The organism is Thermoleptolyngbya oregonensis NK1-22 (assembly GCF_032705245.1).
In the GTDB taxonomy this organism is placed as follows: Bacteria; Cyanobacteriota; Cyanobacteriia; order Elainellales; family Elainellaceae; genus Thermoleptolyngbya; species Thermoleptolyngbya sichuanensis.
In genome coordinates, this window is sequence record NZ_CP053540.1 from 935242 (window position 1) to 947909 (window position 12668).

Annotated in this window: 12 protein-coding genes; 5 read left to right on the top strand and 7 right to left on the bottom strand. The window is 57.7% G+C overall.

The features are described 5' to 3' along the window. Window positions 1–30 precede the first annotated feature (30 nt). The gene (locus tag HNI00_RS03995) at window positions 31–321 is read left to right on the top strand and encodes a DUF2470 domain-containing protein (RefSeq protein WP_316790881.1); all 291 of its coding nucleotides are present in this window, start codon (window positions 31–33) and stop codon (window positions 319–321) included. 17 nt (window positions 322–338) lie between these two features. Here the strand turns inward: HNI00_RS03995 and HNI00_RS04000 are convergent, their stop codons facing one another. Beyond that, window positions 339–1076 carry a hypothetical protein gene (locus HNI00_RS04000; protein WP_316790883.1) on the bottom strand — a complete coding sequence of 246 codons (738 nt, stop codon included), beginning with the start codon at window positions 1074–1076 and terminating at the stop codon, window positions 339–341. Between the two features lie 384 nt (window positions 1077–1460). Then, complete coding sequence (locus HNI00_RS04005; protein ID WP_316790886.1) at window positions 1461–2117, bottom strand: GNAT family N-acetyltransferase; 657 nt, start codon at window positions 2115–2117, stop codon at window positions 1461–1463. A 288-nt stretch (window positions 2118–2405) separates the two neighbouring features. Here HNI00_RS04005 and HNI00_RS04010 point away from each other — a divergent pair, with 288 nt between their 5' ends. Next, complete coding sequence (locus tag HNI00_RS04010; RefSeq protein WP_316790889.1) at window positions 2406–5942, top strand: response regulator; 3537 nt, start codon at window positions 2406–2408, stop codon at window positions 5940–5942. 47 nt (window positions 5943–5989) lie between these two features. On the opposite strand, the gene HNI00_RS04015 is transcribed toward HNI00_RS04010, so the two are convergent. Next, entirely contained in the window at window positions 5990–6469 is a 480-nt protein-coding gene (locus HNI00_RS04015; RefSeq protein ID WP_316790891.1) for a hypothetical protein, read from the bottom strand. 287 nt (window positions 6470–6756) lie between these two features. On the opposite strand from HNI00_RS04015, the gene HNI00_RS04020 reads away from it, so the two are divergent. Together HNI00_RS04020 and HNI00_RS04025 are read left to right on the top strand one after the other, a co-directional pair. Continuing rightward, complete coding sequence (locus HNI00_RS04020) at window positions 6757–6981, top strand: hypothetical protein (protein ID WP_316790893.1); 225 nt, start codon at window positions 6757–6759, stop codon at window positions 6979–6981. Between the two features lie 31 nt (window positions 6982–7012). After that, entirely contained in the window at window positions 7013–8056 is a 1044-nt protein-coding gene (locus HNI00_RS04025; protein ID WP_316790895.1) for a dipeptide epimerase, read from the top strand. Window positions 8057–8115: 59 nt separating this feature from the next. Here HNI00_RS04025 and HNI00_RS04030 read toward each other — a convergent pair whose 3' ends face one another. From HNI00_RS04030 to mnmA, 3 genes are all read right to left on the bottom strand, one after another. Continuing rightward, window positions 8116–8466 carry a DUF5615 family PIN-like protein gene (locus HNI00_RS04030; RefSeq protein WP_316790897.1) on the bottom strand — a complete coding sequence of 117 codons (351 nt, stop codon included), beginning with the start codon at window positions 8464–8466 and terminating at the stop codon, window positions 8116–8118. Then, window positions 8460–8798 (bottom strand): DUF433 domain-containing protein, encoded by a 339-nt coding sequence (locus HNI00_RS04035; RefSeq protein ID WP_316790899.1) that lies wholly within the window; start codon window positions 8796–8798, stop codon window positions 8460–8462. Before HNI00_RS04035 ends, HNI00_RS04030 begins: the two co-directional genes overlap by 7 nt. Window positions 8799–8860: 62 nt before the next feature. Continuing rightward, window positions 8861–9946, bottom strand: coding sequence for a tRNA 2-thiouridine(34) synthase MnmA (mnmA, locus tag HNI00_RS04040; protein ID WP_316790901.1), 1086 nt, complete (start codon window positions 9944–9946; stop codon window positions 8861–8863). Between the two features lie 216 nt (window positions 9947–10162). Here mnmA and rlmN point away from each other — a divergent pair, with 216 nt between their 5' ends. Continuing rightward, on the top strand, window positions 10163–11362 hold the full coding sequence (rlmN, locus tag HNI00_RS04045) for a dual-specificity RNA methyltransferase RlmN (protein ID WP_316790902.1): 1200 nt from the start codon (window positions 10163–10165) through the stop codon (window positions 11360–11362). A 107-nt stretch (window positions 11363–11469) separates the two neighbouring features. Here rlmN and HNI00_RS04050 read toward each other — a convergent pair whose 3' ends face one another. Beyond that, entirely contained in the window at window positions 11470–12432 is a 963-nt protein-coding gene (locus tag HNI00_RS04050; protein WP_316790904.1) for a glycosyltransferase family 9 protein, read from the bottom strand. Window positions 12433–12668 lie beyond the last annotated feature (236 nt).

Sequence of the window (12668 nt, forward strand, 5' to 3'; positions counted from 1 at the left end):
GTTTTAACCCTCCAACCCCCTTAACCTCTCATGGCCGACATCCTTTCTCCTGCAATCAGCGATCGCATTTGCAAGCATATGAACGAAGACCACGCCGACGCGGTGTTGCTCTATGCCAAGGTCTACGGCGGGGCAGCGGCGGCCACGGCGGCGAAGATGGTGTCGATTGACCCGGAGGGCATGACGCTAGAAGCGGAACAAGCGGGGACAGCAATCCCTCTGCGCGTCACCTTTGACCATCCGCTGCAAGACTCGGAAGACGCGCATCAAACGCTGATTGCAATGGTGCGCCAAGCGCGATCGCAGACACCCGGAGAATGAGGGGGCACTGCGCCCTGCTAGCCCCGCACCTTAACGCTGACTTTGCCAGCCGGGGGGCGGCGGGCCAAGCGGACGGTGCTGGGCATGACACCGACCATCAGCGCGAAGGACTCATCGGGAATGCGAGCAATAGTAGGTGCGTCGAAGTAGGTTTCAAACTGGTTCAAAATCTTTTTGGCCCGCTGAATCGCCTCGGAGGTGTCGGTAAACTGCTGCGTCAGGCGAATCCACTGTCGCCGAATTAGGTACGCTTCTTGGCGCTCTTCGTGGGTTTCTGGAGCCACCAGCGACAAGTTGCCCACCGGGATCACCTTCTTGCAGTCTGCATCAAACACGCCACCGACTGCTGCGCCAGGCCCAGCGAACTCAGCGTGGAACTGTTTGTAGAGAACGAGTCCGTTGCGCCTGCGCTTATTGACCGCAAGCACGCGCCCTTCTTGGATATAGCGCAAAAGCTCGTCTGGATTTGTGCAGTCAATAATTTGCACGGAGGTGTTCGCAGCGGATTCGCTAGGGGATCGCTCAGCCGAGGCCGAGCCAGAGGACGATTGAAGGCTCTCTTTAGAAGAATAGTCTGAACCTGTGGGATTTGTGCGATCGCCCTTCGCAACAGGCTGAGAAATCTCCGCATTGTCCAGCAACCCGTTCTGCTGAGTTGTCAGGCGAGGGGATGAATGGTGCAAATCGCGATCGCTGACAGCAGCAGACTCTTGACGAGCAGAATCTTGGCGGTTCCCTTTAGCGGTATCTAGCATGTTCCCACGAAGCTCTGAGGACAGACGGTAGTCCGTATCTAGAGTTAATTCTAAGGGCAGCAAATCCAGAACGCATCGGAACCCACAATAGCTTTATAAAGCCCCAGTAAAAGTTGGATGCGACAATTTAAACCTCTCGTAAAGTTGCGTTAGCGCTGTCTAGCCAGCTCCCCTGAAAAGTCCCCATAATCCTCAATCACTCCGCATTGGCTGGGCGATCGCAGCTCAGCCAACAAACTTTAAGGATGTCAAGAAGTGCAGATTGTTCCACCGTTGCGATCGGCACCTCTCCACTGGCATAGAACTGAATGTAGAACCGATGGTAGAACTTATAGAATGCACTTGCTCAATGCATTCTATAAGTTCTATCCCTGTGGCTTTGACCTATCCCTGTGATTGTGACAGACGTTTTTGCAAGAAAAGCTGCTGGGGTTGCCCTATTGCCCAAGTGAACGGATTCCACTCAGATTTACTGACGTGATAGCCTGCCTTTTCATACAGCAGTCGGGCTGCTGTATTGTTTTCTAGCGTGTGCAAATAGAGTGCTGCAAAGCCCCACTCGACCGCAATGCGATCGCACGCTTGCAGCAGTTGCAGCGCAATGCCCCGCCGCCGATAGCCCGACCGCACCGCTAGGTTGGAAATATAGAGATAGCGATCGCCCACCACATTCCAAAATGCAGGACGATGCAGATTCATCTCCAGTGTGCCCACTACACGCTCGGTCAGGGTGTCGTCGCTGCCGTGCTGTTCAACGGCGACCAGGCAGGTATAGTGCGGCGTTTTGCGATGCAGCCGGCCGCGCAAATCGTCCAAAATACCCGCTCGAAACAGCGGATAGGCCCAGCTCAGCAGCCCGTCTGGATTGTGAAAACTGCTCGCTAACACCTCGGCTAGATCGGGCAGGTCGCGCGATCGCGCTGTTCGGATTAAGATCGTTCCAGGTTCATCTACTTGGGGTATCCCACGAGGATTACCCATCCACCCAGCCAGCAACGCCGATAAAAATACGTCTCGACCCACGGTCACGCCCGTAATCACTGTATCTCCTCATTCTAGAACGAGCGAAAACCGAGAACGAGCGAAAACGAGTTGCATCTACTCTGCCTTGTCCCATCTGCCTCGTCCCATTTGCCTTGTATCAGTATTCCCCCACTATTGCGCGTCTGGTGTTTACAGTTACATCTATTGCTAGATTGGGAACGCTAAGAGTTAGGTAAGTCCGTGGTGCATTTGGTGTTCACAGTTCGGCAGCACGTTGAATTTTATGCGGCACATTATTTCTAGCCGTCCCTTGAGAGCGATGAACTCCCGGCAGGAGCGCGATGCATGGCGGCGATAAATCCCAACAAGCCCAAAATTCTGGTCGTCGATGACGAACCCGATAATTTAGACCTGCTCTATCGCACCTTTCACCGCGAGTACAAAGTGCTGCGGGCAGAGAGCGGGCCAGAAGCACTCAACATTCTGGCCAGCGAAGGTGGCGTGGCGGTGATCATTTCCGACCAGCGGATGCCGTCTATGAGCGGTACAGAATTCCTGAGCCTGACCGCAACCCAGTACCCAGACATTATCCGGATTATCCTCACGGGCTATACCGATGTAGAAGATTTGGTCGAAGCCATCAACTCCGGCAAGGTCTTCAAGTATGTCACCAAGCCCTGGGACGATGAGGAACTGAAGGGCGTGGTCCGGCAAGCCGTAGACACGCACAATGTCCTGAAAGCTCGCACTCAGGAATTGCAGCGATCGCTCCGTCAGGAATCTCTGCTGAATGCCGTCACCAACACCATTCGTGGAGCGTTGAACTATCGGCAGATCCTGCAAACCATTGTGGAAACCGTCGGCCACATGTTTGAGGTGGACTGCTGCCTGCTGCGGCCGGTTCACGATAACCGCCTAGGGAGCGAGGTGTTTGTCTATCGCTCTCGCAGCGTGACCGAAGCCGAGGAACACACGGACCTGGCCCACCGCCTGGATGATGTCAGCAGCCTCGCCCACACCGTCTGGGAAACGCGAGACGTGCAGGTAATCTACGATGCCCGCGCCGAAGTAGAACTGCTGGCTGCCTGCCCTACCGAAGCGGGACAGCAGGCCTATCGCGCTGCTAACATTGCCTCTAGCCTGGTGGTGCCGCTGATCTGTCAGCAAGAGCTGATGGCAGTGCTGGCGCTGCACCAGTGCGAAACGCCGCGCACCTGGCAAGACGACGAGGTGCAACTGGTGGTGATGGTGTCGGATCAGGCGGCCCTGGCACTGTCGCAGGCTAAGGCCTATGAACAGGTGCGATCGCTCGCTCGGCGAGAAGCGCTGGTGAATACGATCACCACTGCCATCCGCTCCAGCCTCGATCCCCAGGATATTTTCTCTGCCATTACCCAAAAGCTGGGGCAGGCGATTCATGTAGACGGCTGCGCCCTGTCGCTGTGGACGGAGGGCAACGAGTTTGTGCAATGTGTTGGGCTGCACGAACTGACCCACGACGGCAAAGAGGTGTCCTCCGGGCTACCGCTGGATGAATGGGGGCGGAGTGATCTCAGTTCACGCCACCAGTTGCCGCTGTCGCTGGTGCCCATTTCGGGCAATCCCGTGCTGCAACGGCTGCTGTCTACCCAGGCTCCGGTGGTGATCAACGATCTCAGCCAGCATCCAGAGCTAAATGTCCCTGACCTGCCGCTGCGATCGCCCGCCCGTGCCCTGCTGGTTGTGCCGCTGCTCAGCGATGGCCAGATTATCGGCAGTATTTCGCTGCGCCAGATGCACCAGCCCCGCCAGTGGTCGGCAGATGAGATTGAACTGGCCCAGGCCGTGGCAGTGCAGGCGGCGATCGCCGTGCAGCAGTCTCGCCTCTATCAAAAAACGCGCCAGCAAGCAGAACAGCTTTTGGAACTCGATCGCCAGAAAACCGAGTTTTTCCAGAACGTATCCCACGAATTTCGCACCCCGCTGACCCTCACCATTGGCCCGCTAGAGTCGGCCGTGTCTCAGCAGCAGGGCCTCAGCTTCGAGCAGTCGCAAATTGCCCTGCGAAACTCGCGCCGTCTGCTGCGACTGGTGAACCAACTGCTCGATCTCCAGCGGCTCGATGCGGGACGAATGCAGCCTAGCTTCCGCCCCTGCGACCTGCGCGACTTTGCCAGCCAGATCATCGACAGCTTCCGCCCCTATTGTGAAAAGAAGCAGATTCACCTGATTACCCACCTAGAGCCGTGTCCCCCGGTGTACCTGGATGTCGAAAAGTTCGACAAGGTGCTGTACAACCTGCTGTCGAATGCCATGAAGTTCACGCCGTCGGGCGGCACGATTACCGTCACTGTGGCTCCAGCAGGGGATCATTGCCAGATTCGGGTGCAGGATACGGGCATCGGCATCCGTGCTGACCAGATCCCGCATCTGTTTGAGCGATTCCGTCAGGCCGACGGTTCCGCCAGCCGCAGCTACGAGGGCAGCGGTTTGGGACTGGCACTGGTGAAGGAACTGGTCGAAATGCACGGCGGCCAGGTAACGGTGGAATCGGTCTATGGCGAGGGCACGTCCTTTATCGTGTGGCTGCAAACCGGACTGACCCATCTGCCGTCCGATCAGGTGATCGAGATTCCCGCTGAGTTGGAGCATAGCCGCTCTACGGTGGAACTGGCGGATATTGAGGGCGATCTAGCGCTTGCCCAGGATACAGAGCAGCGACCCGTGGCGATCGCCCCTTCCCCCAGCGCTCCCCCGACCCAGATCACGGGCGCACCGGCCCTGGAGTCGCTGCCCCTTGCCCAAGCTGCGGCCACTTCACAAAGCACGGTCTTGGTGGTAGACGACAACGCCGACATGCGCGGCTACGTGTCCAGTGTGTTGCAGCAGGCAGGCTATCAGGTGATCACCGCCCGCAACGGAGCCGAGGGCTTTATGACGGCCCAGGTGCATCGTCCCCAACTGATCCTGACGGATCTGATGATGCCGCTAGTGTCGGGACTGGAGCTAATCCAGATGGTGCGCCAGGACGACGACCTGAGGGGTACGCCCATCGTGCTGGTCACTGCCAAGGCCGACGAAGAAACCCGCATTGAAGGAGCCGAAAAGGGAGCCGACGGCTATCTTTCTAAGCCGTTTAACGCACGGGAACTGGTGGCCGAGGTGCGGAACCTGCTGGCGCTGAAAGAGAGCGAACGGCGCGTGGCGGAGCTAAATACCTATCTGACGGAATCGGTGCTGAAGCGATTTTTGCCGCCGTCGCTGGTGGAAAAAGCGGCACGGGGCAACCTGGCGCTGGATTTGCGGCCGGAACCGCGCATGATTACGGTTCTGTTTAGCGACATTATCGGGTTTACGCAGCTTTCCAACACGCTGCGATCGCGCCGGGTGGCCGAACTGCTGAACGAGTATCTGACCGAAATGACCCACGCCATTTTTGAGCATGGCGGCACGGTCGATAAGTTCATGGGCGACGCGATTTTGGCGATCTTTGGTGCGCCAGAGGAAATCAGCCCCAACGAGCAGGTAAAACGGGCGATCGCCGCTGCCCAGCAAATGTATCGCACCCTCGACAAGCTCAACGAGCGCTGGCAGGCTCAGGGTATCAGCCGCGTCCAGTTTCGCTGCGGCATCCACCAGGGAACGGCCGTCGTCGGCATGTTCGGCGGCTCCGAACGCACCGACTACACCGCTATCGGCCCCAGCGTCAACATTGCTGCCCGCATTCAGGAGGCCGCCGAACCCGATACGATTCTGGTGTCTGCTGCCGTGGCCGATTACCTGGATCAGCACACGATCACCAAGTTCAGCCCGCTGGAACTGAAGGGAGTTGATGAAACCGTGCTGACTTTCTCCATCCGCATCGATCACCTAGACGAGGCGATCGCCAAGACAGAAGGATAGGACAATCCAAGCTGTCCAGCCAAAATCGCCTATCCAAAATTGCCTATCTAAAATCGCCCCAGGCCTTGCCGGATTTCTCGTCCCAAAATTGCGCCTGTGATCAGGTGATAGGGAATCAGCCAGACCATCATCGGGTAGATCCAGTAAAAGAACAGCAGCACCAGCAGCGGATAAAACCCAAGAATTGACAGCGCCAGCGCAACCGCCAGGTTAATTGCGTAGAACCGCAGCGTGAAGCGGCCGAGGTGAAACGTTTGGGCAATATTGGGCTGTTTTAGCAGGTGGCGCACATAGCGATTTTGGAAATAAAACGAGATGCCGTTGACCAGACTGGCGGCTGCCAGAAGAATGGGCACCGATTGGTGAAAGGGCACACCATTGGCAAAATCTGTGCCCTGACTCCAGCGCCAGGCAATGGCGGCGATCGCCAGCGCAGCAAAGAGCAGCGTCCACCACAGGTAGGAAACCCGGAAGCGCTGCAAAATTTCGAGACGGGTCTGGGCGGGGGGAGGAGGAAAGCTGCTCATTACTGGAGATTAACTGGAGAGTGTGCCAAGGGCAGGACGTTGGGCTTGCGGGCAGGGCATGGGCCAAGAGGCTATGAACGGGCTGAAGTGAGGGCGAACGAGGTTGCCGGATGTTTGGTGTCTCAAGGCGGGCGATCGCCACAATCGTAACTTTGGTTACGTTTTGAGGTTTCAGCCCCTCAATCAAAGTACAAGGAAAGTAGACGGCTGAATTCGCTTCTATGCTCGGACTCGAACGCTACATCTCAGCGTACATCTGGTTAGAGTACACACTGGAGGATTTTCCTATGAGCATTGATCATCAGGCCCGCGAACGCCTGGCCCAGCAGCGCCAGCACGCCGAACACCTGCAAGACACCATGCTAGAACGCGCCGAAGCAGAACTAGCGGCAGATGGCGGTTCCCAGATTGCCGAACAAGCGAGAGAAGCGCTGACCGAGCAGCGACTCCACGAACAGCAGCTTCAAGAGAATATGCTAGAAAGGGCAGAGGAGGAAGTCGGCTCGACCTAATCCTGACGCAATTTTTGAGACCCCTCATCACATGCAGATTCGGGTTCAGCCGTTTACCGTCCACAAGCGAGTGCCGCTCACCATTAGCCGGGGAACGACGGCCGAAAGCACGAACCTGTGGCTAATTTTGGAACACGATGGGATTGAAGGCTGGGGCGAAGCGTCGCCGTTTGCTGCTGGGCGATCGCCCCAGACGACCAGCACGATCGCCGCCGCCCTGGAAGCCGCCGCACCACACCTGGCAGACTATATGCCCTACGACCAGCAGGCGATCGCCGCTCGTCTGGAGGAACTGCACCTGCCCTCGGCCGCCCGGACTGCGCTGGATCTGGCGCTGCACGATTGGCTCGGCAAACGAGTGGGGCTGCCGCTGTGGAAGTTGTGGGGATTGGAGCGCGATCGCATCGTGCCCACCTCCGTCACCATTGGCATCAACACGCCGGAGGCCGCCCAGCAGCGACTCCGGGGCTGGCTGGAGCTAACCCAGGTTCACGCGGTGAAAATCAAGCTGGGCAGTCCGGTGGGGCTGGAAGCCGACCGTGCCATGTTTTCGGCGGTGCTGCAAGACGTGCCGACGGGCGCAAAGGTGAGCGTGGATGCCAACGGCGGCTGGGATTTGTCAGGGGCGATCGCCATGAGTCACTGGCTGGCAGAGCGCGGGGTCACCTATCTAGAGCAGCCGCTCGCACCGGGACAGGAAGCCGATTTGCCAAAGCTCTACCGCGAATCGCCGCTGCCGCTGTTTGCCGATGAAAGCTGCTTTGACCGCGCCGATATTCCCAAACTGGGCGATCGCGTCCACGGCATTAATATCAAGCTCATGAAAGCGGGCGGGCTGAGCGAAGCGCTGGCAATGATACACACGGCCCAAGCTCACGGCTTGCAGTTGATGTTTGGCTGCTATTCTGACAGCACGCTGGCCAACACCGCCGCCGCCCACCTCACGCCCTTTGCGACCCACGTCGATCTGGATAGCCACCTGAACCTGCTGGATGACCCGTTTCTCGGTGCGGAGATGCAGGAAGGACGGCTGATACCGGGCGATCGCCCTGGACTGGGCGTGGTTCGTAGCTAGAACTAAGTTGCAATTTCTGCTGTTTTGAGCCTGTCTTTGTTTCTCTAAAGGGAAAGTCTCTAAAAAGGAAGGTAGTGAATCTGTCCTTCCAAGTCCTCTTGCAAACCGCATTCCACAATCAGCAGAATATCGTCAATTACTGCTCCAATCGGTGCAAAGACGCTGATTTCAAGCACTCCTGGCATGGGTTGCCCAGCTCTTACTCGATCGTAGGCATAGCGCGTGATAGTTGAAACATCGTGAGTTAGCAAGATGCGCTCTTGCTGAGCGGCCCATTCCAAAACGGCTGGATCATCTTTGCCAGATAAATCGCAGTCCTGCACACGTACAATGTCCACTTTCGGGTTTTTGCGAATCAGTCCTCTGACAATCGTGTTGTCAAAGTTTTCATCTGCAAGCAACTTCAACATGGAAATTGCTCTGCTCTACGGGCAAGGAGTCTATCTCGCAAGCCTTGAGGATCAAACCGGGATTGATTTGTCTGTCGGATCAGTTGAGCCTGCTGCTGTCGCTGTTGCAAGTAGCGCTCGACTGCCTCTGCATTGTTGAGGTAGAAGGCAATCGTGGCATACACATCTGCCAACTTGAGAGATGGATACCGATAAACGATTTCTTCAGCCGTACTTCCCTGCTGAAAAACTGCAACAACAGTATCCAGGGTTACACGAGTGCCGCCGACTCTGACCACTCCGTTTGCATCCAGTGTTAATGGGATTGGGCTAGTAGTAATCGTCAGCGTCATTCACAGTTCTCCCAAACTTTGATAAACCTTGCAGATTAGAGGTTTGCACTTAAGGTTTGCACTTAGGGCTGCACTTCGATGATGCCGCCGCCCAAGACGCGATCGCCCCTGGCCGCGTCCTGCCCGTCGCCGTCATACCACACGGCCGCTTGCCCTGGGGTAATGCCAAACTGCGGCTCGTCGAAGGTGATTTTCAGGCGAGTTGCGTCGTCGTTGAGTGGGACGAGCGTGGCGGGGACGGGCGTGGCGCGATAGCGGGGCTGCACAAAGGCGCGAATCGGGCCGCTGGGCGCGGCAATCGACACCCAGTTCACCCGCTGCACGGTGCATTCTGGCTGATGAACACTAGCGCGATCGCCCACAATCACCTGATTCCGCCCCACGTCAATGCCCACGACGTACAGCGGTTCCGCCGCCGCAACCCCGATCCCCCGGCGCTGACCAATGGTGTAGTGGTGAATGCCGTCGTGTTGACCCAGCACACGACCCGACTGATCGACAATATCGCCTGGTTTAGGAGCTAGGTATTTGTCCAAAAAGTCGCGCATGGAGCCGTGCGCCTCAATCAGGCACAGGTCCTGGCTTTCGGGTTTTTCGGCGGTGTGTAGGTTAAACTCGGCGGCCACCCGGCGCGTTTCGGTCTTGGTCTGGTCGCCCAGGGGAAAGTGGACGTGGGCCAGCACGTCTTGCGGCAGGTCATAGAGAAAGTAGGACTGGTCTTTGCTCAGGTCTGCGGCGCGGCGTAGCTCATAGCGCCCAGTTTCGGGATTGTGGCGAATGCGGGCATAGTGGCCTGTGGCGATCGCGTCGATGCCCAGTTCCTCTTTTGCATAGCGCAGCATCGGGCCAAACTTCACCGCCCGATTGCACTGCGAACAGGGCAGGGGCGTAATACCCGCGCCATAGCCTTCCACCAGATAATCCACAATATTTTCCTGGAAGAGATCCCGGCTATCGACAATGTGATGCGGGATTTCCAGTTCCTCACACAGCCGCGCCGCGTCCACCATGCCCTCCGAGCAGCACTGACCTTTGCCCTTCATTAGCCACAGTGTCACGCCCACCACCTCATAGCCTTGGTGGTGCAAGATGGCAGCAGCGGTGGAACTGTCTACGCCGCCGGAGAGGCCGACAACAATTTTGGTCATGCTTGGATATGCGGGTGAGAAGGGCGTAAAAATATCGGGCTTGACAGCTTTTTTTGACAGCTTTTAAATTCTAGTCCAAAACGCTGGGTGGCTGGTTCGGGGTGAGGCGCGTGCTGGGGGCGCATGGTGGAGGCGTATAGTGAGGGCGATCGCCCTGTCCTTCAAACCGCAAGCGATAATGGAAAGCGTGCCAACTTTCTGCCCTCTGCTGCCCTGATGCCATCCATCCACTCCGAATCTTCCACGCTGCCTGCCGATCTGTCATCGGCTGAAGCTGCCGAATCCACCGCTGCACCTGTGGCCGACTCGCTCCAAGCACCGCTGCTGGGCCAGTCGCTCGACCAGTTGACCGCGTGGGTGCAGCAGCAGGGCCAGCCCGCCTATCGCGGCAAGCAGCTTTACCAATGGCTCTATCAGCGAGGAGCGCGATCGCTCTCGGAGGTGACCGTGTTTCCCAAGGCGTGGCGGGCCGAGGTGGCAGACTATCCCATCGGGCGATCGCACGTCCACTATCGCGCCACGGCTCCAGACGGCACGGTGAAATTTTTGCTGCGTCTAGCGGACGGCCACATCATCGAAACCGTCGGAATGCCCACTTATGCCAGCCCGCTTGATCCTCCTAAATCCCCGCGCTTACACGCCGCTTCGCTAGAAACAAGGGAGACTTCCGAACCCAGCGTCTCGCCCCTGCTTTCCCGGCTGACGGTCTGCGTCTCCTCCCAGGTGGGCTGTCCCATGGCCTGCGACTTTTGCGCCACGGGCAAGGGCGGCTTTTTGCGAAATCTGGCGGCGCACGAAATCATCGACCAGGTGCTGACGGTGCAGGAAGACTTTGGGCAGCGGGTCAGCAATATCGTGTTTATGGGCATGGGCGAGCCGCTGCTGAATACGGACAATGTGCTGGCGGCCGTGCGATCGCTCAATACCGACGTAGGCATTAGCCAGCGCACCATGACCGTTTCCACCGTGGGCATTCCCGGCCACATCCGCCGTCTGGCGCAACACAAACTGCAAGTGACGCTGGCCGTCAGCCTGCACGCCTCTAACCAAGCGACGCGAGAAGCCCTGATTCCCAGCGCTAGGCACTATCCCCTAGAAGCGCTGCTCGACGAATGCCGCGACTATGTGCAGCACACCGGGCGGCGCGTCACGTTTGAGTACATCCTGCTGGCCGGGCTGAACGACGAACCCGAACACGCAGAAGAACTGGCGCACCACCTGCGCGGCTTCCAGAGCCACGTCAACCTGATTCCCTACAACCCCATCAGCGAAGTCGATTATCAGCGCCCCGACGAGCGGCGGATTAAAGCATTCGTGCGATCGCTCCAGGATCATCACATCGCCGTCAGCGTCCGCTATTCTCGCGGGCTAGAGGCGGATGCGGCCTGTGGGCAGTTGCGGGCCAGGAGGGGGTAGGGGAAGAGGGAAGAGGAAAGAACGAAGAGGGAAGAAAGAAGAACGAAGAGAGAAGAGGTTTCGTTTTTCGTTCTTCGTTTTTCGTTCTTCATTTTTTCGTTTTTCCCTCAACCTCCCCACACCTTGCTCAACACCGTCTTCGGGTCAATATCAGCCATGTTGCCTGTAGGAGATTTGATGCCTGCAAAGCGATCGCTCTTGGGCAGCAGCTTTTCGGGATCGGTGGGGCCAAACAGGGCGAGGGTGAAGACCTTCAGCGCCACGGCTAGGTGCATGGGGGCGCTGTCGGTGCAGAGCATCAGGTTTGCCCCGGCAATCATGGCGGCTAGTTTGCCAATGTCCGGCGGCGAGGTGATTTTGATGCCGGGGGCTGCCTGAGCCAACGTCGCCACAAACGCCTCATCCTCTGGGCCCTTGACCACCACGATCGGCAGGTCGGGCTGCTTGGTCTGAAAGTCTTGAATAATCGCCTGCCAGCTTTCGACGGGATAAATCTTGTCGATACCCTTAGCTTTGGCAAGCTGGCTAGAGCCGCCGTGGATCAGCACATAGCCGCCGCTGCCCAGTCCCAGCCGCGCCCGCTCGGCCTCGGCCCAGTCCAGGTCTTTTTTGGGAATGCTGATGGACGGATCGGGGCAGGGCGTGTCGATGCCTAGCCCCTTCAGCAGGTCGTGGTACATCGCAGCCGCATACTGGTCGGTGTTAAGCGGCACTGCATCGGTGAGAAACAGACCGCTCGAACCGCTCTGATAGCCGATGCGCTTGGGCGTACCCGTCAACCACAGCAGCAGCCCCACACCCCAGCGCTGCCCCAGCGAAATCGCCACGTCGTAGTAGCGATCGCGCAATACGCCCAGCAGGTTTGCCCAATCCGCTGGGCTATTGTTGTCTTTGAAGTCAAAAGACAGCACATCGCTGACTGACTTGCTGACCCGATAGGCGCTTGTTGCCCTGGGTTCCACCACCACATCAATATCCGCATTGGGATAGGCTTGCTTCAGGTCATCCAGGGTGGGGAAGAACAGGATCTGGTCGCCAATTCCCCCCGGAACAAGGGCCACAACTCTCATACCACTTGGTTACTCATACATCTCCCCCAAAAGCTTACAGCAAGACGGCAAGGGGCGATCGTATCCAGAGCATCGGAGTCACACTAGAGTTTGAGCAAACCCAGATACGCGCCGCGTCTTCTAGAATAGAGCGGAATTTGCAAGCGCACCCGCCTCGATCACCGTAGTTCTTTATGTCGCATATGTCGCATTAGTTCTCCCAATGTGGCGCTTGATGTAGCGTTCCGAATGAAACT

Coding starts and splice junctions, on each gene's coding strand:
- mnmA (WP_316790901.1), bottom strand. CDS start 9,946: ATGACCAAAATTGTTGTCGGCCTCTCCGGCGGCGTAGACAGTTCCACC.
- rlmN (WP_316790902.1), top strand. CDS start 10,163: ATGCCATCCATCCACTCCGAATCTTCCACGCTGCCTGCCGATCTGTCA.
- HNI00_RS04015 (WP_316790891.1), bottom strand. CDS start 6,469: ATGAGCAGCTTTCCTCCTCCCCCCGCCCAGACCCGTCTCGAAATTTTG.
- HNI00_RS03995 (WP_316790881.1), top strand. CDS start 31: ATGGCCGACATCCTTTCTCCTGCAATCAGCGATCGCATTTGCAAGCAT.
- HNI00_RS04020 (WP_316790893.1), top strand. CDS start 6,757: ATGAGCATTGATCATCAGGCCCGCGAACGCCTGGCCCAGCAGCGCCAG.
- HNI00_RS04050 (WP_316790904.1), bottom strand. CDS start 12,432: ATGAGAGTTGTGGCCCTTGTTCCGGGGGGAATTGGCGACCAGATCCTG.
- HNI00_RS04030 (WP_316790897.1), bottom strand. CDS start 8,466: ATGTTGAAGTTGCTTGCAGATGAAAACTTTGACAACACGATTGTCAGA.
- HNI00_RS04010 (WP_316790889.1), top strand. CDS start 2,406: ATGGCGGCGATAAATCCCAACAAGCCCAAAATTCTGGTCGTCGATGAC.
- HNI00_RS04000 (WP_316790883.1), bottom strand. CDS start 1,076: ATGCTAGATACCGCTAAAGGGAACCGCCAAGATTCTGCTCGTCAAGAG.
- HNI00_RS04025 (WP_316790895.1), top strand. CDS start 7,013: ATGCAGATTCGGGTTCAGCCGTTTACCGTCCACAAGCGAGTGCCGCTC.
- HNI00_RS04035 (WP_316790899.1), bottom strand. CDS start 8,798: ATGACGCTGACGATTACTACTAGCCCAATCCCATTAACACTGGATGCA.